Consider the following 22063-nt stretch of genomic DNA (forward strand, 5'->3'; position numbering starts at 1 on the left):
ACGGTCCGTCAGAACTGCAAGAGGGGCCCGCCCCTGATCGACGGGCCAACGGCGAGGAGGATGCGGTGACTACCGCTGAAGCGAGCAGTTCGACCCGGGCGACCGCGGTGGCCCCGGCGGGCGCGGCAACCACCCCCGGGGGCGGCGGACCGCGCGGACCGCGCCTGCGCGCCTGGTTCCACGGGCCGCGCGCCGACGGGCGGGCGGGAGGCCGCTGGCTGCTCGGCGTGTGGGCGCTCGCTCTCGTCGGTCTGCTGCTGGAGGCCCCGGGCCGGATCGTCTTCGACACCAAGGCCGACGTCGTGCTCACCCCCGGCCGTTTCCTCGGCCAGCTCGGCGACCTGTGGAGCTCCCAGGGCGGCTTCGGCGGGCTTCAGGACCAGGCCGTCGGCTACGCGTTCCCGATGGGACCGTTCTACTTCCTGGCCGAGGCCGTCGGCATCCCGGCCTGGATCGCCGAGCGGCTGTGGATGTCGCTGATCGTCGCCGCCGCGTTCTGGGGCGCTGTGCGACTGGCCGAACGACTCGGCCTCGGCACCCGCACCCCGCGCCTGCTCGCCGCCCTCGCCTACGCCCTGTGGCCGACCCTGACCGCGCTCGTCGGCTCCACCTCGGCCGCGGTCCTGCCGATGGCGCTGCTGCCCTGGGTGATCGTGCCGCTCGTCGACGGGACCCGCCAGGACGCCTCCGCGCTGCGCTGCGCCGGACGCTCCGCCCTGGTCGTGCTCTGCATGGGCGGGGTCAACGCCGTCTCCGTGCTGGCCGTCCTGCCCGCGCCGCTGCTGTACCTGCTGACCCGTCAGTGGACGGTGCGCACCCGGCGCCTGCTCGGCTGGTGGCTGCTCGGCGTGCTGCTGGTCACCGCCTGGTGGTGGCTGCCGTTGCTGCTTCTCGGCCGCTACGGCTTCGACTTCCTCCCGTACATCGAGACCCCGCACACCACCGCCTCCACCATGGCCGCCACCGAGGCGCTGCGCGGCACCGGCAACTGGCTCGACTACCTCGACTTCGGCACGCCCGCCCTGAGCGCCGGGTGGGTGCTGGCCACCACCGGCTGGGCCGTCGCCGGCAGCGCCGCCCTCGCCGCGCTCGGCCTCGGCGGCCTCGCCCGCCGCGACGTCCCCGAGGGACGCTGGCTGCGCTGGACCCTCGGGCTGGGCGCCGTCGCCGTCATGGCCGTCTACGGCGGCACCCTCGGCGGCCCCCTGCACAACCAGTTGCAGTCCCTGCTCAGCGGACCCGGTGAGGCGTTCCACAGCGTCTACAAGTTCCAGCCGCTGCTCGCCCTGCCGCTCGTCCTCGGGCTCGCCCACCTGCTGGGCCGTCTGCCCGCCCGAGCGGCCACCGGCGCCACGGCCCGGCGCCTGCTGGTCCCGGTGACCGCCTTCGTGCTCACCGCCGCCCTGCTCGGCTGCGCCGTACCGTACCTGACGGCGCGCACGCTCCAGAGCGACTCCTTCACGGCCGTGCCCGACTACTGGAAGCAGACCGCCTCCTACGTCGCCGACATGGGCGGGAACGGCCGCACCCTGCTGGAGCCGGCCGCCTCGCACGGCGACTACACCTGGGGCAGCACCACCGACGACGCGTTCCAGCCCTACGCGCAGTCCTCCTGGGCCGAGCGGACCCTGGTGCCGAACGGCGGCGCGGGCGTCCAGCGCTACCTCGACGCCGCCGAGCAGGCCCTGGCGACCGGCACCGACCAGCCGGGGCTGGCCGCCTACCTGGCGCGCGCCGGCATCCGCTTCGTCGTTCTGCGCCACGACCTCTCCCCGGGCCAGTTCGACTACGTCGACCCCACCGCCTACCGGGAGACCCTGCTGGCGTCCGGCTTCCAGGTGGTCGCGCACTTCGGCCCGATCGTGCCGCCCACCCCGGTGCGCGGCGACACCCCGCTTCAGGTCCTCGACCTCGACTACGGCTACCCGTCCGTCGAGATCTTCGAGGCGTTCTCCACCAAGCTCCAGCCGCAGACGCCGTTCACCGTCCTCCCGGCCGGCGGCACGCTGCGCCTGAGCGGCGGACCGGAGAGCCTGCTCCAGCTCAGCGGTGCCTCGGACGGCTCCGGCGGCGGCATCGCCGACGGCCGCCCGGTGGTGCTCAGCGGTCAGGGCGCCACGACGGGCGGCACCGCCCCCGCCGGCAGCCCGCTGGTCGTGGCCGACGGCCTGCGCCGCACCGACACCTCCTTCGGCCTGATCCGCGACAACGTCTCCTACACCTACACCGCGAACGGCACCAACCCGGCCGACCGCTCCGACGGCTCCGGCGGCAAGGCCCCGCGCCAACTGGAGATGCCCTTCGACCTGAAGGGGCACCAGACCACGGCCGTGCTGTCCGGCGCCGCCTCGGTGACCGCGTCCAGCTACGGGTCTTGGCTGCTCCAGTCACCCCAGTACGACCCCGTCAACGCCTTCGACGGCGACGCCGCGACCGCCTGGACCGAGGGCAGCCCGAGCAGCCCGGTGGGCCAGTGGCTGCGGATCGACTTCGACGGCGCCGTGGACCTGCCCGCCACCGTCTCCCTCCAGCTCCTCGCGGACAGCCCGCTGCGCCCGCTGATCAGCCGGCTGACGGTCCGTACGGACCGCGGCACGGTCACCGACGCCCTCAACCCCACCGGCTCGGCACAGGACCTCGCCGTCCCGGCCGGTCCGACGCGCAGCCTCACCCTCACCATCGCCGCCGCGACGGGCGCCGTCCCCGGTGGGCTCGGCGCCGGCGTCAGCGAGGTCGCCGTTCCCGGCGTCCAGGTGACCCGCTACCTGGCCGTCCCGCACGACGCGCCCACGGGCGACGCTGGCGGCGTTTCCTTCAGCTTCCACCGCAGCGTCGCCGCGACCGGCCTGCTCGGCCCGCAGAGCCCGGAGACCGGCCTCGCCCGGCAGTTCGCCCTCGACCGGGCCGACAGCTTCGGCGTCCAGCTCGGCGCGGTGCCCGTCCCGGGCCCCGCGCTCGACGGACTGATCCGCAGCCTGACGCCGACGAGCCCGCTGAGCGTCGTCTCCAGTCCCGCCATCGCCAACCTCCCGCAGTACCAGGGCTCGAACCTGGTGCAGGCCGACAGCGCCGACGGCTGGATCGCCCAACCGGGCACGACCGCGCAGCTCAGCTACTCCTGGAAGGGTGAGCGCACACTGTCCGAGCTCGACCTCCAGGCCGCGGGCGGCCTCTCCGCCGCGCCCCTGACGGTCCACCTCAGCAGCCCTGCGGGCGAGCGCGACGCGTCCGTGGGCGCCGACGGCAAGGTCACCTTCGCGCCGCTGACCACGGACCAGGTCGCCGTCACCTTTCCGAAGGTCGCGCGGGTCACCAGCTACGAGCCGATCACCGGCACCCAGGTGCCGCTGCCGCTCGGACTGGCCAAGGCCGTCTTCCCCGCCCTGAGCGACCTCACCCAGAAGCCGGCCGACCCCAACACCCCCTTCACCCTGCCCTGCGGCCAGGGCCCGCAGCTCAGCATCGACGGCCGGACCTACCCGACCACCGCCTCCGGCACGCTCGGCGCGCTGCTCTCCCAGCAGGCCATCGGGGTCACCCTCTGTCCCGCCGACTTCCAGGTCTCCCTCCCCGCCGGCCCCGGCCACACCCTCGACGCCCCCGGGGACGCGCCGGGCTCGCCCCTCGCGATCACCGACGCCACCCTCGTGAGCACCGAGCAGAACGGGGCGCTCGCGGCCAGCGAGCCGGCCCCCGGCTCCAGCGCGCGGGTGGTCGACGCGTGGAGCTGGGGCCAGGAGGACCGCTCCGTGCGGGTCGAGGCCGGACCCGCGGCCTACCTGGAGGTCCACGAGAACGCCGCCCCCGGCTGGTCCGCGACGCTGAACGGGCGGACGCTTCAGGCCGTCACCCTCGACGGCTGGCAGCAGGGCTTCCTGATCCCGGCCGGCGCGAGCGGCGTCGTGCACCTCACCTACGCACCGCAGATCCTGTACGTGGTCGCGCTCGTGCTCGGCGCGGTGCTGCTGCTCCTGGTCCTGGTCACCCTCTACGTCGCGGCCCGCCGCGCGCCCGGCCGCCGCGCCGCCGCCGTGGCGGCGCGCCCCGGCCTCGGCGTGGTCGCGGGGCCGCTGGTCGCGGTGGCCGTCCTCGCGCTGGTCGGCGGCCCGATGGCGGGCGCGGCGCTGGTGCTGGTCGTCCTGTGGTGGTGGCGCCCGTCCCTCGCCCGCACGGCGGGCCCGGCGCTCGCGATCGCGACGATGACGGCGGCGGGGGTGATCGCCGCACTCTCCGTCGAGGGCGGCCTGACGGCGGGCCAGGGCGCGTTCGGCCCTGCGGCCCAGGCCTGCGCCCTGGTCGCCCTCGCCGCCGCGCTCGCCCCCTGGGCCACCGCCCGCCCGTCCGGGCCGATTCCCGACCCGGCGCAGCCCCAGCCGTCCGCCTCCACCCCGAACCAACCCCCGGCCCCCACCTCGTCCCCGTCCGGCCCACCGACCGTGGTCGCCCCCACGGGGCTCCTCTCCCACATCCCCCACCAGCCCACCGCCCCCGAGGCAACCTCGCCCACGACCCCGGACGCCCCCACGCAGCGGTTCGCCACGCCTCCCGGCGGGGAGACGTCCGCGGCCGAAGGCGGCCCGGTCGCCCCGGAGGCGACCTCGTCCACCACGCCGGACGCCCCCACGCAGCGGTTCGCCACGCCTTCCGGCGCGGGTTCGTCCTCGGTGAAGGGCGCTCCGGCCACTGCGGAGGCGACCTCGCCCCTGGTCCCGGACGCGCGGCTCGCCCAAGGCCCCGAGGCCGCTGCGTCGCCGGCGCAGCCGGTCGCCGAGGGCGGCGGGGCATTCCCTGAGGGGGACACCCCCACCCAGCGGTTCGCCCCGGCTCCCGACACGGGGACGTCCCCGGCGGAGCCGGGCGCCCCCGAGGCCCATGCGGAGCGGGACGGCGCGGGCGCGCCCATGGCTGACGAGCCGTCCGACGCCGTGCCGGCGGACCGGTCCGGTCCGCCCGCGGTGGGCGGGGAGGCGGGCGCGTGATCCTGGGCGTCGCCGCCGCCGTGCTCGCGGCCGTCTGCTACAACGTCGGTCTGCTGATCGAGAAGCGGGCGCTGGGCGCGCTGCCGCCGCTGCGGCTGGGCGCCCCCGTGGCGTTGTTCCGCTCGCTGTTCGGCAGACCGGCGTGGCTCGCGGGTTTCGCGCTCGTGCTGGCGGGGCTGGTGCTCCAGGTGGTCTCACAGGGACTGCTGCCGATCACCGTGGCGCAGCCGCTGCTCGCGGTGGGTCCGGCGGTGCTCGTCGCCGTCTCGGCGTTGGTGTACCGGGAGGCACCCGCCCGCGCGGACGTGGCCATGCTCGTCCTGCTCGCGCTGAGCACGACCCTGCTCGTGCTCAGCTACGACCCGCACCTGGACCCGGTGGGGCGCGGCGACCACCCCGCCGCCGTGCTGACCGTCTGCGCGTTCGCCGGCCTCGGCGCCGGGGTGGTGATGCTGCCGCGCGGGCCGCGCACGGGCACCGCCTACGGCGTGGCCGTCGGGCTGCTCAACGGCGCGGGCGGGCTGCTGGCCAAGGCGCTCGCGGTGGCCGCCAGGGACGGGCACCGGACCGTGGCCGCCCTCGCCGCGCTGCCCTACCCGTGGCTGCTCGCGGCCTTCTCGGTGCTGATGCTGGGGGTCATGCAGATCGGACTCCAGCGCTCCCGGGCGGCCTCACTGGTGCCGGCGCAGGTCATCACCGGCAACGCGCTGGTGATGGTCGCGGGCGGGGTCATCTTCCACGAGCCGCTGCCGGCCGATCCGCTGCGCCTCGGGCTGCGGCTGGGCGCGCTCGTCGTGTCGCTGCTGGTCCTCGCCCTGCGCCCACCGGCCGCACCCGCCCCGGCGCCGGCGTTCGCGCCGACCGGCGCCGCGGCCGTGCCCGGGGCCGTCGCGGCACCCGTGCCCGGGTCGACGGCGACACCGCCCGCCGCGCCGCCAGGCGTTCCAGGCCGAGCCCCGGCTGCCGCTCCGGCCGACGGCGCGTCAGCGTCCGCCGCGTCTGCCGCCCCCGCCGCCGTTGGAGGCGGCCCGGTGCAGCGCCTCGTCGACGACGGCGGCGAAGCGGTCGACGGTGGTGTGCCAGCGCAGCCCGAGCGCGCCCCGGCGGGCCGCGGCGCCCATGGCGCGGCGCCGGGCGGGGTCGAGGGCGAGTCCGGCCCAGGCTGAGGCGAACGCGCCCTCCGTGGGCGCGAGCAGGCCGGTCGTGCCGTGCGTGACGGAGTCCGTCAGTCCGGGTATGCGGAAGCCGACCGTCGGCGTGCGGCGAACGGCCGCCTCGGTGACCACCAGGCCCCAGCCCTCGACCTGTGAGGGGTGGAGCAACAGCCAGGCCTGGCAGAGCAGTTCGTGCTTGGTCTGCTCGTCGATCCGCCCGGTGAAGACCACCTGCGGCCCGGCCAGGGCTTCCAGGCGCTCGCGCTCTGGTCCGTCGCCCGCCACGACGAGGGTGCCGCCGGTGACCGGGCGCACCCGCTCCCACAGCCGCAGCAGCAGGTCGATCCGCTTGTAGTCGGCCAGGCGCCCCAGGGCGAGGAAGAGCGGCTCGGGGGACTTCGGCAGCAGCGCCTCGGGCTCGGTCACGTCCTCGACGCCGTTGGTGACGACCCTGATCCGCTCCCGCGCCACGCCGATCTCGGTCAGCGCCTGCGCGGTGGACTCCGAGACGGCCACGAACAGGTTGTCCCGGTGGACGCGCGGCAGCAGCACCGTCTCGGCGTAGCGGCCGAGCGCGGCGATCGGCCACGGGTAGCGCAGCGGCCACAGCTCCCGGTGCACGTGGTTGACCAGGCAGAGGGTGGGCGTGCGCGGGGACCAGGCGGGAGCGAGGTAGGGCAGGCCGTTGCAGACCTCGACGAGCAGGTCCACCCGGTCGAGCGACCGTACCGCGCGCGGCGCCGTCAGGAACTGGGTGTAGGGGCCGCCGTTGCGCCGCACGCGGTAGGGCCGCTCGGCGGAGACCGGACCGCCGCAGACCAGGGTGGTGGGATGCCCGCGCCGGGCGAGGCCCGCCGCCAGCTTGTCGATCAGGAGTTCCGATCCGCCGGCGGCGGGGCTCGCCAGGTCGCGCAGCGAGAGGAAGGCGACGTGTGCGCGGGTGGCCGTCCGGGCCCGGGGGACGCTCTCCCGGGACGGCGGCCGAAGGACGCCAGGGCTGTCCATCGGGGTGCCTTTCAACGAGGGAGGGAGAAGGGCGGGCCAACCCTAGGGTCTTGGTGACAAGGCGTCAATAACTTCCTACTGGTGGGTAATTCGTCTTCCGCAACAGGAATCGGAGACGGAATCATCGACCCGTCCACAATTATTGACGATCCGTCAGTTCAGGCTCTACGGTCCGGAGACATCTCGCGCCACCGCCCCGCCGCCCACCGAGCCCGGCAGCCCTTTGGGGGTCCCGTTGAGCCAACGCGTCCGCGCCGCCGTCCTGCTCACGTGCGGCGGGCTGCTCGCCGCCGCCGGACCGGTGCTGCACTTCGCCGTGCTGCCCGCCGTCCGGGTGGCCCCGTGGGATCCGGATTCCACGACCACCTCCGTCTCGATCGGCGACGCCCACTACCTCGACCCGGCCACGGGCGCGGCGGGCGCCGGTCAGGTGACGGCGGTCCAGCACATCCAGGGTGATCCTGTCCTCGGCAAACGCGAGCACCTCGCCGTGTGGACCATCACCACCCGCGTCGACACACCCGCGACCATCGGCCTGACCGACGCCCGCCTGGCCCTGAGCTATACGACCAACCGGTGGACCTTCGACCGGGTCACCAACACGTTCGTCGCCTGCTGCGGCGCCGACACCGGCCCGGACGCCGACGCCTACCTGAAGTTCCCGTTCCACGCGGACGCGACCAGCTACCAGATGTGGGATCCCGAGGCCGCGCGCGCCTTCCCCGCGTACCTCGTCGGCACCCGCGTCCTGGACGGCCACACGTTCAACGCCTACACGCAGACGATCAAGCCCATGCGGATCGGCTACGTCTCCGTCCCGCCCGGCCTGCTCGGCCTGACGTCCAAGGCGGCGACCGTCCAGGCCGAGGAGTGGTACCAGAACCCGCAGACGCTCACCCTGGTCGACCAGGAGACCGGCACGCCCGTCTCGCAGACCAGCCACGAGATCATCACGCTGCGCGCACCGGGCGCCCTGATCGACAAGGTGACCGTCCTGGACGCGGACCTGCGCACCACCCAGGACACCGAGCAGCAACTCGTCGACCAGGCCAGTGGCCAGGCGATGGGCCTGTCCCTGCTCGAAGGCCCGGTGCCGTGGCTCGTCACCGGCCTCGGCGCGGTGATCGCCGCGGTCGGCGTGCTGCGACTGCGGCCGCGACGCGGGGGAGCGGCGGCCGCGGAGCCGGATCCGGCGGCGGAGGAGCAACCCGCGGTCCCGGAGGGCGCGTGACCACCGCCCAACCGGCGTCGGTCCCGGCCCTGGCCCTGCGCCTGCTGGCCACCGCCCTGCGCCACGGCGTCCGCGCGCCCGCCTACCGGCGGCTGCACGCCTGCTACCACGTCCGCCGCGTCGACCGGCTGCTGGACCTGGCGAGCCGCCAGGTCGTCGCCGTGGGACACGACGCGTGGCGCGCCGACGCCTTCCGCACCGCCGGTGCCCGCTGCCTCGTCGTCGAGCCGGCGGACGCCCGAGGCGCGTCCGCCGAGGGGGAGCGGGTGATCGCGGACGGCTACTGGTTACCGGTCAGGGACGGCGCCGCCGATCTCGCCTACTGCGACGCGGCCTTCCCCCGCGCCCCCGACGCGGTCGGGGTGCTGGACGAACTCGCCCGTATCACCCGCGTCGGGGGCCTGGTCTGCCTCTCCCTTACCGGCGCCCGCCGCCTCGTCGTCCGCCATCTGCGCCACCGCAGCGACCTGACCCTGCTCACCCGCCTCGCGACGGTGCCCCGGCCGAGGCGCCGCGCCGAACTGGTCCTGCGGAGGACGGCATGAGCGCGGACCCGACACGATTCACGGCCGTCGACGAGACCGCCGACCTGATGGAGCGCCGCGGCGAGCCCAATCTCATCTACCTCGAACTCGCCGTCACCGGCCGCTTCGACGTGGACCGCCTGCGTGCCGCCGTCCGCACCGCTTTCGCGGCCCACCCGGCGACCCGCTCCCACCGCGCGCCCACGCCGCCGTGGCGCACCCGCAGCCGCTGGCAGCTGACGGCGTGGCCCGCCACCGACCCCCTGACGGTCCGCACCGGCCCCTCCCTCGACTCCCTCGACTCCCTCGACCTCGCGGCCGAACGCCGCGCGATCCTCGACACCCCTCTCGACCTCCGCGACGCCCCTCTCCTCCGCCTCCGCCTCCTCACCGGCGCCCCGGGCGGCGACCGCCTCCTCCTGGTCGCCCACCACGCGGGCTTCGACGGCATGGGCTTCGTCGGCGTCCTCCTCGCCATCTGCGCCGCCTACAACGCCACCCCTCAGCCCCCGTGCGCCGCCCCCGCACCCAGTGGCACCCCCCACGCGGTTCCGGCTGCGCCGGGCCGGGTGTCCGGCGGGCCGGCGCACCCGTGGGCCCCTGTCCCGGGTGCGGCGTTGCCGTTGCCGTTGCCGGTGGCCGCGTCCGGCGGCGCCCCTCGCGCCGTCCCGGCTGCGCTGGGCCCGGCGTCCGGCGCGGCCGGGGTGCCAAAGGGCCCTGGGCCTGGCGCCGGCCGGCCCGTCCTGCCCGTCGAGGCCGTGCGCCGTCCGCGCCCGGGGCTGCTGCCGGTCCGGCCCGTTCGGGTGGCCAGGGAGCCCGCCGGGGGCGGACGGAGCGGGTACGCGGTGGTGCCGCTCGCGTTCGACGCGGAGCGGACCGCCGCGCTGTCGCGGGCCGCCCGCGCGGCCGGGGTGACGTTGAACGACCTGTTGCTCGCCGCCCTCGCGCTGGCCGTCGTCCGGTGGAACGCCGCCCACGCGCGGCCCACCGCGCCGCTGCGGATCACCATGCCCGTCAACACCCGCGACGGGCAGACCCGCCACGACGGCCAGGGCAACCACTCCCGCCTGACGTCCATCGGCATCGGCGCCGACTCCTGCGCAGGCGACCCGCGGACGCTGCTCGCGGCCGTCGCCGCCCGCACCGCCGAGGCCAAGGCGGCCCCGGCGGGACCGCAAGGAGGCCCCGCCGCCGTCGTGCTGGGCGCAGCCTGGCTGCCGCGGGCGATCCGGCAACTGCTCGCCCCTGGCGTGCGGTTCGCGGCCCGCGCGCTCGCCGACACGACGATGCTCAGCAATCTCGGCCCGATCACCGCCCTGCCGCGGAGCCTCGCCGGGGCGGGCGACATCACCGAGCTGTGGGCCGCCGCCCCGGCGCCCATGCCGCGCGGCCTCTCGGTCACCGCGCTCGGCGCGGGCGGGCGCCTGCACCTGATGATCCGGCACCGCCTCGAAGCCCTGGACGCGTCGGCGGCAGCCGCCTTCACCGAGCTCCTCGCCCACGCCGTCACCGAACTCTCCACCGGCGCGCCTGCGCCGTCCCCCGCGCTCGCCGTCCCCCGTTCCCCGGAAGGACCGTCGTGACCCCGCCCACCCCCTCCGGCGCCGCAGCTGCCGGGCCCGGCGAGCCCGCCGGGCCCGCCGACCCGGTCGGCCCCTCCTCGTTGCGCAGCCTCTACGAGGACCCCACCGTCGTCGTGGCCTCCAGCCTCCACCGTGCGCGACGCCAGCTCGCCCTGCTGGACCCGCTGCTCGACCAGGCCGCGGTCTCCCGCCGCAGACTGCGCATCCTCGACGTGGGCTGCGGCGACGGCGCCGCCACCGCGTTGCTCGCGCACCGCGCGCACGGCCACACCGTCGTCGGCGTGGACTGGTCCCGGATGGCGCTGGACCGCGCGCAGGCCCGCGGCCTGACCCTGGTGCGGGCCACGCTCGACCACGGCGGACTGCCGATGCCCGACGCGGCGGTCGACGTCGTCGTCTTCAGCGAGGTCATCGAGCACCTCGTGGACACCGACGCGGCCCTCGACGAGCTCACCCGCGTCCTGCGGCCGGGAGGATCGCTCCTGCTCTCGACCCCCAACCTGGCCGCCTGGTTCAACCGCGGGCTGCTGCTGGCCGGCGTGCAGCCGGTGTTCACCGAGGTGAGCCTGAAGCGCATCTACGGCCGCCCGGGGCACGAAGTCGTGGGCCACCTGCGTGTGTTCACCCGCGCCGCGCTGCTCGGACTGCTGGGCGGCCACGGGCTGGACATCGTCGCCGTGCGCGGCGCGGCCTACCACGACACACCGCGCGTGCTGCGGCCGCTGGACCGCCTGCTGCAACACGTGCCCGAACTCGCCGCCGACCTGATCGTCCACGCCCGCACCCCGCTGGTCTCCGGCACCGGCCTCCCGGGGACCCCCGACACCGTGCCGCCCGAGGAGGACACCGTGTCCCTCGCCCCGGAGCTCCTGGACCTGCTCGCCTGCCCGGTCGACAAGGGCCCGCTCCTCTACGACGCACAGACCGACAGCCTGTACAACCCGCGCCTGCGCCGCGCCTACGCGATCGTCGAGGGCATCCCCCACCTCCTCGCCGACGAGGCCCGCCCCGTCGACTGGGCCGACCACGACCGCATCACCGCCGCTGCCGGGGCCCCACCGACCCTTGCCGGCGCCGAGCGGGAGCCGACCTCGCCGGTAAGCCCAGCGTGACGGTGACACCCCCCCGGCCGACGGGCGTGACGGTCGGGACTATCCTCCCGTCATGCTCATAGCTCTGATGTTCGGCTTCGCCGTGCTCGGCCTCGGCGTCGGCGGATACCAGGCCTTCCGCCGCCGCTGGTTCGAAGCCGCCCGCGTCGTGGTGGGGTGCGCCACGGCGGTGGCGGGTTATGCGGCGATGCAGCTGCACGCCCCGTCGATCGCGGTCGCCGCCACCCGGGTCGGCGTGGCGGCCACCGTGGCCTACGTCTCCTACGTGATCCAGGCCCGCCGCGCCCAGCGCCGCTGAACGCGCAGACCCCCGGCGCGCACGACGCTGCGTGCTCACCGGGGGCCCTGGGCAGGCGGTGGTGCGGGATCAGCCGTCCGTCTCCGAGGACGGCAGGTAGGCGCCGGGGACCTGGCCCGGGGCGTAGATCTTGGTCTCGCCCGGGTAGGGCGTGGTCCAGTTGTGGGTCTCGTACCAGACCAGGTGGTTCATCTGCGCCGGGTTGGCGTAGTCCGGCACCGCGTTCGGGCCGGTCAGGTGCTGCTGCGCCTGCCACGCGGCCCACTGCGCGGCCACGGCCTGCTCCGCGGCCGGCGGGGTGGTGGTCCGCGGCACCAGGGCCGCGTGGTGGTCCTGCGCGGCCGGCACGTCGACGCCGCAGGGCGGCGGCGTGGACAGGCCGTCCGTCAGCGGCGTGCGGTTGGGCACGGCGGTGAACGGCGTGTAGTCGGGCCTGTCGGTGAACGCCGTCGCCATCGGCGTGGCGGCCGCGTCCTCCTGGTTCATCGGGTGGATCCCGAGGATCTGCTCGATCGTCCGGACCATGGTGATCTGCGAGTAGTAGTGGTCGTCGACGGTGCCGTGCTGCGCCCAGGGGCTGATGATCTGGATCGGCGCACGGTGCCCGTCCACGTGGTCCAGACCCGCCTGCGAGTCGTCCTCGACGACGAAGATCGCCGAGTCCTTCCAGTAGGGGCTGTGCGTGATCTCGTCCACGATCTTGCCGGTGGCCAGGTCGTTGTCGGCGACCTGGGCCGCCGGGCTCGCCGGACCGCCGGTGTGGTCGCTCGACAGCCACAGCATGTTGAGGTTCGCCGGGCCGTTCTTCTCGAAGTCCTGCTTCCAGATCTCGTACCGGTACTGGTCCGGCACGGACGTGTCGAACCTCGGGAAGGCGGGCACCGACACGCTGTTGAGCGACGGGATCGGCGAGGACGAGGCCAGGGTGTAGGCGGAGGGCCCGCCCGTCGAGTCCATGGTCTTCGCGTCGCAGTACAGGTTCTGCCAGCTGGCGTCCGCCGGCTTGGTCAGGAACTGGTGGAACTCGCCGAAGTCCCGCACGCTCTGCCCGGCTGCCTGCGCGCCCGTCCACAGGAAGCCGGAGGACTGGTGCCCGAGCGCGTCGTCCTCGGTGTCGTAGCTGCGCAGGTACTCGCCGGCCGAGGACTCGGTGTACTCCGGGTCGTCGGCCTGCATCAGCCAGTTGTGGCCCTCGGCGGAGTTCGTGCCGATGTCGTAGGTGTTGTCGTAGAGCCCGAACTGCTCGGCCAGCGCGTGCTGGTTCGGCGTCACGTTCTCGCCGAACTGGGCCAGCGCCGGGTCGCCGTTGCCCTGCGGCATGTCACCGAAGAGCTGGTCGTAGGTCCGGTTCTCCTTGACGATCAGGAACACGTGCTTGATCGTCGACGGGTCGCCGATGCGTGTCGGGACCGGCACCGGCTTGGCCCTGCGCCCGTCGGCCAGCTTCACCGAGCCGCCGGTCCAGCCGTTGTCCTTGAACACCTGCGCCGTCCTGTCGCGGACGACGCGGTCGCTGGGCAGCGTGAACGTGGTCAGGCTGGAGGTGGTGTCGTGGGTGTTGTGCGCCCCCGTCGCGTCGGGGCGCAGGGCGTCGACGCCACGGGTGTTGGAGACGACGACCTTGCCGCCCACCGTGGCGATCTCGGCCGGGAAGTAGTCGGTGGGCAGCAGGCCCACGTAGCTGACCGGATCCTGCGGGCCGCTGTAGCGGTAGACCGCGACCGCGTTCGCGCGGCCCAGGGTGACCAGCAGGTGCCCGTCGTCGGTCAGCGTCACCGCGTCCGGTTCGTACCCGACCGTCGCCTCGGGCCACGGCTGCGTGTCGATCGTCTGCACGACCCGGTCCCCGCGACGGGTGTCGATGACGGAGACCTGGTTGGACGCGGTGTCGGTGACGAACACGACGCCGTTCTTCGCGTACACCCCGGTCGGGTGCAGGCCCACGTCGATGCTGCGCACCGCCGCCGAGGAGTCCGCGAGGTCGATGACGCTGACCGTGCCGGACGTGGTCGCGCCCGTCACCGGGCTCGCCGGCACCTGGGTGCCGTAGGAGTTCAGCGTCGAGTCGCCGGCCTGGGCGGTGCGCCCGCCCTCGTTGGTGACGTACAGCTTGTGGCCGACCTGGACGACGCCGCGCGGCGCGTTGCCCACCGCCCAGCTCTGCTCGATCGCGCCTGTCGCGGCGTCGATGGCGACGACCCGGTTCTGGCCGTTGACCACCCCGTACACCGTCGAGCCGTCGGCGGAGAACACCGCCGCCGACGCCAGCGCGTGAACCGCGCCGCCGCCCTGCGCGGCTATCGGCACGAACACCGGAGCGGTGAGGCTGCCGTCCGCCTGCACGGTGAACCTGGTGTAGCCGTCCGCCTCGCCCAGCCACAGCTGCGTGCCGTCGGGGGAGTAGACGGGCGCCTCCTGGCCCACGCCGTCCCCGGCGATGTGCAGGTCGTCCACCGAGGCCGAGCCGACGCGCTGCTGCACCTGACCGGTCGCCAGGTTGACGATGACCAGCGAGGCGTCACCGTCGGCGACGGTGGCCGCCAGGTGACCGCCGTCCGGGCTGACCCGCGACGCCATCAGCTTGCCGTCGTTGATGACCAGGCGGGTGCCGTACGGGTTGAGGTACTGGTCGCTGGAGATCACCTCGCCGTGCGAGGTCTGCTGGCCGACCTGCTCCGACCCGAACTGCCGGGTCGAGGCGAAGGCGGTCCCGGTGGCCACGGCGACGGCGGTGACGCACGCCGTCACCAGCGTGGCCCGGCGGCCGACCCGGCGCCCGAGGACGACGAGCTGCTCCTTCTCTCCACGTCGGCGACGTGTGACCTGCATGGGTCATCCCTTCTCAAGGGGAGGGCAGCAGCTCGACGTTCCCGTCGAACTGCCACAGGGGGTTCGGCGCGTCCCCGGTCGGGGTCCGCACCAGGAAGTAGCCGTTCACGTCCTTGGGTCCGTCGCCGTCCGCCTCCAGGCGGCCGTTCGGGGCGACGGTGAGCTGGTAGACGGCCGTGCCGGGCGCCGCCGCCCCGGGCAGGTGCCAGGTGACGACGCAGTGCCAGTCGTTGCCCGCACCCACCGGGTCCTCCGCAGACTGGCCGTCACCGCGCGCGCACGCCGCGGAGACGCGCAGCTGCGCCTCGGTGACGGCGGGACGGTGCAGCTGGTCCGTCTGCAACCGGTACAGGTGGGCGAACACGGTCGCGACGGAGCGCTGGACCTTGGCCCGGGTGATCCCGGAGCCCGTCGACGGCGTGGCCGCGGCCACCGCCCCGAAGGTCAGCGCGAGCAGCGCGGCCAGCGGCAGCACCCCGAGGGCGACCGCCCGGCGCCCGAGCCCGTCGTCGCTGCCGCCGGTGAAGTCGCGGCGCCGGAACAGCAGATAGGCCGAGACGGTGGCCACCACGACCCACGCCAGGCTCACGCCCACCGAGACCAGCAGCTCGCCCAGCTGCGCCGGGTCGGTGAACAGCCCGTTCCAGGCGACGAAGGCGTAGCCGGGCAGCGCCAGGCGCAGCGCCACCGGCAGGGGCAGCATCTGCGCGAGCTGCATCGCGACCGCGGTCAGCGCCGGCACCAGCAGTCCCATCGGCGAGCGGCCAAGGACGACGGAGCCCAGCAGCCCGATCGCCGCGAGCGCGAGGGTCGGCGCGAGCGCGCACAGCCACGCCAGCAGCACCGCCCCGGCGGCGTCCGCCGACGCGAGCTGGTGCCCGTCGACGCCCACCAGCGGCCGGTCACCGACCGCCGCCAGGCCGCCCACCGCACCGGAGACCGTCAGCCCTGCCACCATCAGCACGATCACGGTCACGCTCGCCAGCGCCTTCGCGACGAAGATCCGCCGCGTCGAGCGGACCGCCACCAGCAGATGCCGCCAGGTGCCCAGCCGGTCCTCCACGGCGAACACGTCGCCCGCGACGACGGAGGTCAGCAGCGGCAGCGCCCACGAACCGGAGAACCCGAGCACCACCAGCGGCCCGGCCCAGCCCGTCGCGTGCATCCAGCGCCCGAACAGCGTGTCGGAGGGCAGGGTGCCCTGCTGCGCGACCGCCGCCACGAACAGGCCCGGCACGGTCCAGCAGGCCAGCAGCAGCAACCGGATGCGCCACTGCGCGACCAGCTTCACCACCTCGAACCGGTACGCCCGTGTCACGGGCACCCGCTCCTCGGCCTGCGGCTCCTCGGCGTCCTCGGCCTCCAGGACCCCGGTCGCGCTCGCGCTCACTGCTCCTCCTCCGGCTGCTCGGTCAGGTCGAGGAAGGCGGCCTCCAAGGGCGAGACCACGGGGGCGACCTCACGCACGCCGATGCCGGCCGCCGCCAGCGCGGCCACCAGCGCCTCGACGGCCGGCACCAGCGCGCGTACCACCAGAGCCTCCGCGCCCCGCCACGCCCCGGGCTCGGCCACAACCCGCACCCCCGGCGCCGCCTCGGCCATGCGCCGTGCGGCCGCCGGATCGGAGGAGAGCAGCCGGTACTCCAGCTCCCGGTGGTCGGACGCCAGCTTGCCGAGCGGCCCGGCGAAGCGGACCCGCCCGGTCGCCAGGATCACCACCTCGGAGCAGAGCGCCTCCAGGTCGTCCATCCGGTGGCTGGACAGCACGATCGTCGTCCCGCTGTCCGCGAGCCGCCGCAGCACCCGGTGCACCTGCAGCTTGCCCGCCGGATCGAGCCCGTTGGACGGCTCGTCCAGGACCAGCAGCCGCGGACCGGTCAGCAGCGCGGCGGCCAGCCCGAGCCGCTGCCGCATCCCGAGTGAGAAGCCCCGCACCCGGTCGTCGGCCACCTCCGTGAGCCCGACCTCGTCCAGTGCCGCCTCGATCCGGCCGGCGCGCGTGTTCTGGCCGCGCAGCGCGGCGAGCGCCGCCAGGTTCTTCCGCGCGGTCAGGGACGGATACAGGCCGGGCCCGTCGACGAACCCGGCCACCCCGCGCGGCGCGACCAGCGCCCGCCCGACGGGCGCGCCCAGCACCGTCAACTGCCCGCCGTCGGCCACCGCCAGCCCGAGCAGCAGCCCGAGCAGGGTCGTCTTGCCCGCCCCGTTCGGCCCGGCCACCCCGTGGACCAGCCCGGCCCCCAGATCGAGATCGACCCCGTCCAGTGCCACCACGTCGCCGAAACACTTCGTCAACCCAACGGCCCGTACCGCAAGTTGTGAGTCCATTGGCCCCTTCTCACGCCGCGCTCCCAGGCACGGTAGGACCTGTCAGGGCACAGTCAGGGGCACCCGGTTGAACGCCGGTGAAACGTCAGACGGCCGGAGTCACTCCGCCTCGCGCAGCCCGACGCAGTCGTGGGCCCAGACGGGTCGGGGTACACGAACGTCCCCGTCATCCAGGGCTCGTACGCGGACAGCCGAACCACCTGGAACCGAACGAATTCCGGGCGGGCCCGGCCCGTGCTAGGCCACGCCGCGGCGGGCGCGGAAGCGGGTGAGGGCGGCGTCGAGGGCCACCAGGGGTGGCGGGTAGCCGAGTTCGGCGCGCAGGGCCGCGGGCAGGCGCCAGGGTTCGTAGATCGCGGGTGCGGTGAGGCGGGCGAGTTCCGGGACCCAGCGGCGGACGTACGCGCCGTCCGGGTCGTAGCGCCTGGCCTGGGCCACCGGGTTGAGGACGCGGTTGGGGCGGGTGTCGGTGCCCGTCCCGGCGACCCACTGCCAGTTGAGCTGGTTGTTCGCCACGTCCCCGTCGACCAGCAGGGAGAGGAACCAGCGGGCGCCCTCGCGCCAGTCGAGCCCGAGGGTCTTGCTCAGGAAGCTCGCCGTCACCATCCGGGCCCGGTTGTGCATCCAGCCCTCGGCGCGCAACTGTCGCATCCCGGCGTCCACCAGGGGGTAGCCGGTGCGGCCCTCCTGCCAGGCGCGCAGCTCCTGGTCGTCCTCGCGCCAGCGGTCGTGCCGCGGGCGGTAGTCGGCCCGCGCGGCGTCCGGGCGGGCCGCGAGGACCTGGTGGTGGAAGTCGCGCCAGGCGAGCTGGCGCTCGAAGGCGTGCGCCCCGGCACTCCCCGCCGCGCGGGCCGCGTGCACCAGCTCTGTCGCCGACAGGCAGCCGAAGTGCAGGTCGGGGGAGAGGCGCGAGGTCAGGTCGTGGACGAGCGTGTCGTGCTCGTCCTCGTAGGCGTCGAGATGGTGCTCCAGCCACCGGCCCATCCGGTCGCGGGCCGCCCTCTCCCCGCCGGCCGCAAGCTCCGGGGAAAGCAGCGCCGCGTCCGGACGCACGGGCAGCGGATCCGACGCGGGCTCCGGCGGGGTCAGCAACTGCCGCGGCGGCGGCAGCGGACGCCGCTGGGGCTCCTGTACCCACCGCCGCAGATACGGGGTGAAGACGGCGTAGTGGTCCGAGCCCGTCGGCGTCACGGCGCCCGGCGCGACCGCCGTCACCACCGCCTCGTGCGCCACCACCCGCGCGCCGACCGCGCCCACCGCGGCGCGCAGCCGCTCCTCCCGGGCCCGCGCGAACGAGCTGTGGTCGGCGGCCAGATGGACCTCACCGGCGTCCGTCTCCTTGACCAGGCGTGCGACGGTCTCGTCCACCGCGCCGCCGCGCACCACCAGCCGGCTGCCGCACGCGCGCAGCCCCCGATCCAGGTCCGCCAGACTGTCGTGCAGGAACGCGAGCCGGTTGGGCGCGGCGAATCCGGCGGCCTCGACCGCCGGATCGCTCACGAACACCGGAACGACGGCCTGGCGCCCACCTGCCGACGAGGCGAACAGGACCGGGTTGTCGGCCAACCGCAGATCGCGGGTGAACAGGCAGATTCGCACGGTCATGGATCGCCTCTCGAAACGGTGCCAGAGCAAACCCTTCGTCGCCCGGCGCCGCCCTTCCCACGTGCATCGCTTCCGCATCGATGCGCACAGGCACCCGGCTCGGTTCACGGTGTCAGCTGTTCCGGATACCCCCGCGCCTACGCCCACGCACTGCTCAGCGGTACCGCGGGCTGAGGCGCGAGCCCGGTAGGCGGCACGCTCCCCGCGCCGCCCGGGCCAAGGCGCGTCCGCCGGGCACCCCCGTTTGCGCGACCGCCGGCCCGGTTAGGCGCGGTCCCGACAGGGCGCGCACGCGCAGCCGGACCGTGGGGAGAAGCCAGGTGAACCCAGCCGTCGCATCCGTCGCCGAACCAGTGACGGCCGTCGCCGCCTCAGGGGCGGCCGCCTGGCTGGTGGTCGGGTTCGCCGAGCTGCTGGCCCGGCGGGCCGTCCGCTTCCGCAGGGCGGGCGGCACACCGCTGCGGCTGCTCGGCCGCTGCCGCCGGCCGTTGCTCGCCACGCTGGTGCCCGTCGCCCTGCTGGTCGCCGGCAGCCGCTTCCGCTGGGCGGGCGACGCGGACGGCGTCGCCCGGCACACCCTCGTCGTGCTGCTGATCGGCGCCACCGCCTGGCTGCTCTACCGCATCGCGAGCCTCGGCTTCGACCTCGGCCTCGCCCGCTACACCGTGCAGCCCCGGGACGCCGCCCGACTGCGCCGGGTGCGCACCCAGGCCGACCTGATGCGACGGATCACCGGAGCGCTGTGCGCGGTGCTGGCCGTCGCCGCGATCCTGATGACGTTCCGCACCGTGCGGACCGTCGGCACCAGCGTCTTCGCCTCCGCAGGCCTGCTCGGCCTGATCGCCGGCATCGCGGCCCAGAGCACCCTGGCGAACCTCTTCGCCGGCATGCAGCTCGCCTTCGGCGACATGATGCGGATCGGCGACGAGGTCGTCGTCGCGGGGGAGTGGGGCACGGTCGAGGAGATCACCCTCACCTACGTCGTCGTCGCCACCTGGGACCAGCGCCGCATCGTCATGCCCGCCTCCGCCTTCGCCGGCAAGCCCTTCGAGAACTGGTCCCGTCGCGACCCGGCGATCACCGGCACCGCGCTGCTGCACGTCGACTACCGCGCCGAAGTCGCCGACCTGCGCCGCCGCCTCGCCGAGATCCTGCACGCGACGGACCTGTGGAACGGCAAGGGCCAGGCACTCCAGGTCGTCGACGCCACCCAAACCACGCTGGTGGTGCGCGCCCTGATGACCGCCGACAACGCGGCGGACGCCTTCGACCTGCGCTGCCTGGTGCGCGAGCAGCTCGCCGCCCACCTGCGCGACAAGCAGCCGGGCGCGCTCCCGCGCGTCCCCGTGGGGACGGCGGACGGGAGCGGCCCGGCCCCGGGCGGCGACCCGCGCTGGGATCAGCTGCCGAACACTTCGAACTCCCACAGCGAGTAACCCCACTGGGTGCCGCGCGCCGTTCCGTACATCCGCACGTAGCGGCCGCTGCCCGAGACGCTCAGCGTCTGCGTGCCGCCCGTCCCGGCGGTGGTGGACCAGATCGTGGTCCAGTTGGTGCCGTCGTTCGAGGTCTGGATCGCGAACGCCTTGCCGTAGGCGGTCTCCCAGGCCAGGGTGACGCCGCAGATCGTGTGCGTGGCGCCGAGGTCGACCTGGAGCCACTGCGGGTCGGAGAACTGCGAGGACCAGCGGGTGCCCAGGTTGCCGTCCACGGCGTTCGGCGCCGGGAAGGAGGTGTTCTCCTGCGAGGACGCGGTCGCCGGGCGGTTCAGTGCGAGGTCGCTGGTCCCGCAGGTACCGCCGCCACCGCCGCCGTTCGGTCCGGTCCACAGCTGGTCCGCGGCACCGGTGCAGGTCTCGATGTCCAGCCGGGAGGCGGTGTTGCCGCCCGGATCGGTCAGGCACAGGCCCGAGTTGGGATTCACCAGCTCACCGTTCGCCTGGTGTGTCCAGCCTTGCGCGGGCGTGCCGTTGCAGGGGTACCAGTCGGTGTTCGTGCCGCTGCTGGTGCCCGCGCTCACCACGTCCAGGCAACCGCCCTGCACCCGCACGGTGTTGTCGCTCCAGGTGGACCACTGCTGGCCGCCGCTGCCGTCGCACGCCGCGAGGCCCATCGGATTGCCCTCGGTGTTCAGCGAGTTCTGGTTGGCCAGGCACAGCCCGCCGTTGCCGGTCACCGTGCCCGACGCGGTGGAGGTCGCCGTGGGCGTGGAGTTGCCGCCCTGCTCGTAGACGGCGACGTAGCCGACGCTCATCGACGCGCCCGAGCTGGTGGCGGCGGTCGGCGTGGTCGATCCCTGGATGCCGTTGGGGTAGTTGCCGCCCATGGCGAGGTCGAAGATGAGGAAGAAGCCGTGGTCGATCGCCTGCTGCCAGGCCGCGGTGCCCACCGACGCCTCGGTGACGGTGCTCTCCACCGTGCCGTCCATCACGAACTGCAGCGTCTCGGCGCTGGTGTTGGTCCGGTCCACGATGACGGAGTAGGTGTGGTAGCCCGTCTGGCAGCCCGACCCCGCGCCGGGACAGGCGATCAGCGGGTGCCCGCTGCTCCCGGCCGAGTCGTGCAGGGTCTGCGAGGCCTCGTTGAGGCCGTTGACGTCCTCCATCATGTCGATCTCGCCCGACTGCGGCCAGCCGCCGCCCGCGCGCATCGGTGAGCCCAGTGCCCAGAACGCGGGCCAGTAGCCGAGCCCGTTGGCCGGGTTGGGCTGCTCGACGGAGGCGGTCATCTCCAACTTGCCGCCGGCGGGCGCCTGGAAGTCGTCGCGGGTGGACTCGATCCGGGCGGAGGTCCAGCTGCTGCCGTTGGCCAGCGCCTTGAGCACGAGGTGGCCGTTGCCGTCGAGGTAGGCGTTCTGGGTCGAGCTGGTGGTCTGCTCGATCTCGCCGGTGCCGTAGCCGGTGCCGATGTCGTAGAACCAGTTGTTCGACGAGGGCGCGGACCCGGCCGCCCCCGAGAAGTCGTCGCTGAACACGGTGGTCCAGCCGGACGGCGGCGGAGGCGGGGTGTCCGCGTGGGCGGCGGGCGCGGCGGCGAGGCCGGTCACGGAGAAGGCGGACAGTAAGCCGAGCACGGCGGTCGCGCTGAGCGCGCGCAGCCTGGTGAGCCGGGTGGAGCGGGTGAGACGGGTCATGCGGGTGGACATGCGACTCTCCCCTCAAGGGACGCGTTCCCGGGCAGGACGAAGTGCGCGGAGAGGCCCGGCGGAGCTGAGAGAGCGCTCTCTCGCGTCGCACATGGTGTGCCCTCGTCACATCCCGTGTCAATGAGTCGCACCAAGGGACGCGCCGACCCGGACGCGGCGTCTACCCCGCGAACCCGGATCGACACGGTGTGTCGCGCGGGGGTGGGGTTTCTCTCACGCGTTCGAGTGGCCGCTGCAACGGTCCGGGTTCGAACAGCCCCCGAACGCCGG

The 22063-nt window shown here is 74.5% G+C and carries 13 protein-coding genes; 7 read left to right on the forward strand and 6 right to left on the reverse strand.

Annotated features, from left to right (window positions below):
- Positions 1 to 65: 65 nt before the first annotated feature.
- The gene (locus ABH931_RS23425; RefSeq protein ID WP_370116472.1) at positions 66 to 4979 is read left to right on the forward strand and encodes an alpha-(1->3)-arabinofuranosyltransferase family protein; all 4914 of its coding nucleotides are present in this window, start codon (positions 66 to 68) and stop codon (positions 4977 to 4979) included.
- Positions 4980 to 5962: 983 nt separating this feature from the next.
- Here the strand turns inward: ABH931_RS23425 and ABH931_RS23430 are convergent.
- Positions 5963 to 7138: a glycosyltransferase family 4 protein gene (locus tag ABH931_RS23430; protein ID WP_370116475.1), complete on the reverse strand. Its 1176-nt coding sequence runs from the start codon at positions 7136 to 7138 to the stop codon at positions 5963 to 5965.
- Positions 7139 to 7373: 235 nt separating this feature from the next.
- On the opposite strand from ABH931_RS23430, the gene ABH931_RS23435 reads away from it, so the two are divergent.
- From ABH931_RS23435 to ABH931_RS23455, 5 genes are read left to right on the forward strand one after another with little or no spacing between them, the layout of a single operon-like run.
- On the forward strand, positions 7374 to 8369 hold the full coding sequence (locus ABH931_RS23435; protein WP_370116478.1) for a DUF3068 domain-containing protein: 996 nt from the start codon (positions 7374 to 7376) through the stop codon (positions 8367 to 8369).
- Positions 8366 to 8914 carry a methyltransferase domain-containing protein gene (locus ABH931_RS23440; RefSeq protein WP_370116481.1) on the forward strand — a complete coding sequence of 183 codons (549 nt, stop codon included), beginning with the start codon at positions 8366 to 8368 and terminating at the stop codon, positions 8912 to 8914. The genes ABH931_RS23435 and ABH931_RS23440 overlap by 4 nt, the downstream gene beginning before the upstream one ends.
- On the forward strand, positions 8911 to 10476 hold the full coding sequence (locus ABH931_RS23445) for a hypothetical protein (RefSeq protein WP_370116484.1): 1566 nt from the start codon (positions 8911 to 8913) through the stop codon (positions 10474 to 10476). The genes ABH931_RS23440 and ABH931_RS23445 overlap by 4 nt, the downstream gene beginning before the upstream one ends.
- Positions 10473 to 11588 carry a methyltransferase domain-containing protein gene (locus ABH931_RS23450; protein ID WP_370116487.1) on the forward strand — a complete coding sequence of 372 codons (1116 nt, stop codon included), beginning with the start codon at positions 10473 to 10475 and terminating at the stop codon, positions 11586 to 11588. The genes ABH931_RS23445 and ABH931_RS23450 overlap by 4 nt, the downstream gene beginning before the upstream one ends.
- Positions 11589 to 11640: 52 nt before the next feature.
- Positions 11641 to 11886 (forward strand): hypothetical protein, encoded by a 246-nt coding sequence (locus tag ABH931_RS23455; protein WP_370116490.1) that lies wholly within the window; start codon positions 11641 to 11643, stop codon positions 11884 to 11886.
- Positions 11887 to 11955: 69 nt separating this feature from the next.
- On the opposite strand, the gene ABH931_RS23460 is transcribed toward ABH931_RS23455, so the two are convergent.
- The 4 genes from ABH931_RS23460 to ABH931_RS23475 all read right to left on the reverse strand — a co-directional run bounded on the left by ABH931_RS23460 (position 11956) and on the right by ABH931_RS23475 (position 18648).
- Entirely contained in the window at positions 11956 to 14715 is a 2760-nt protein-coding gene (locus ABH931_RS23460; RefSeq protein WP_370116493.1) for a bifunctional YncE family protein/alkaline phosphatase family protein, read from the reverse strand.
- Between the two features lie 13 nt (positions 14716 to 14728).
- On the reverse strand, positions 14729 to 16081 hold the full coding sequence (locus ABH931_RS23465) for an ABC transporter permease (RefSeq protein WP_370116600.1): 1353 nt from the start codon (positions 16079 to 16081) through the stop codon (positions 14729 to 14731).
- A gap of 20 nt (positions 16082 to 16101) precedes the next feature.
- Positions 16102 to 17043 carry an ABC transporter ATP-binding protein gene (locus ABH931_RS23470; protein ID WP_370116496.1) on the reverse strand — a complete coding sequence of 314 codons (942 nt, stop codon included), beginning with the start codon at positions 17041 to 17043 and terminating at the stop codon, positions 16102 to 16104.
- A gap of 237 nt (positions 17044 to 17280) precedes the next feature.
- Positions 17281 to 18648, reverse strand: coding sequence for a deoxyribodipyrimidine photo-lyase (locus tag ABH931_RS23475; RefSeq protein WP_370116499.1), 1368 nt, complete (start codon positions 18646 to 18648; stop codon positions 17281 to 17283).
- Positions 18649 to 18968: 320 nt separating this feature from the next.
- Between ABH931_RS23475 and ABH931_RS23480 the strand changes: the two genes are divergently transcribed.
- Positions 18969 to 20084 (forward strand): mechanosensitive ion channel family protein, encoded by a 1116-nt coding sequence (locus ABH931_RS23480; RefSeq protein ID WP_370116502.1) that lies wholly within the window; start codon positions 18969 to 18971, stop codon positions 20082 to 20084.
- Here the strand turns inward: ABH931_RS23480 and ABH931_RS23485 are convergent.
- Positions 20048 to 21793, reverse strand: coding sequence for a discoidin domain-containing protein (locus tag ABH931_RS23485; RefSeq protein WP_370116505.1), 1746 nt, complete (start codon positions 21791 to 21793; stop codon positions 20048 to 20050). The two genes, ABH931_RS23480 and ABH931_RS23485, sit on opposite strands and share 37 nt — an antisense overlap.
- Positions 21794 to 22063: the final 270 nt, after the last annotated feature.

Source organism: Streptacidiphilus sp. MAP12-33 (genome assembly GCF_041261265.1).
Classification (GTDB): Bacteria; Actinomycetota; Actinomycetes; order Streptomycetales; family Streptomycetaceae; genus Streptacidiphilus.

Excerpts from the sequence above, each read along its gene's own strand:
- ABH931_RS23430 (WP_370116475.1), bottom strand. The coding sequence starts at position 7,138 with ATGGACAGCCCTGGCGTCCTTCGGCCGCCGTCCCGGGAGAGCGTCCCC.
- ABH931_RS23445 (WP_370116484.1), top strand. The coding sequence starts at position 8,911 with ATGAGCGCGGACCCGACACGATTCACGGCCGTCGACGAGACCGCCGAC.
- ABH931_RS23455 (WP_370116490.1), top strand. The coding sequence starts at position 11,641 with ATGCTCATAGCTCTGATGTTCGGCTTCGCCGTGCTCGGCCTCGGCGTC.
- ABH931_RS23460 (WP_370116493.1), bottom strand. The coding sequence starts at position 14,715 with ATGCAGGTCACACGTCGCCGACGTGGAGAGAAGGAGCAGCTCGTCGTC.
- ABH931_RS23470 (WP_370116496.1), bottom strand. The coding sequence starts at position 17,043 with ATGGACTCACAACTTGCGGTACGGGCCGTTGGGTTGACGAAGTGTTTC.
- ABH931_RS23475 (WP_370116499.1), bottom strand. The coding sequence starts at position 18,648 with ATGACCGTGCGAATCTGCCTGTTCACCCGCGATCTGCGGTTGGCCGAC.
- ABH931_RS23485 (WP_370116505.1), bottom strand. The coding sequence starts at position 21,793 with ATGTCCACCCGCATGACCCGTCTCACCCGCTCCACCCGGCTCACCAGG.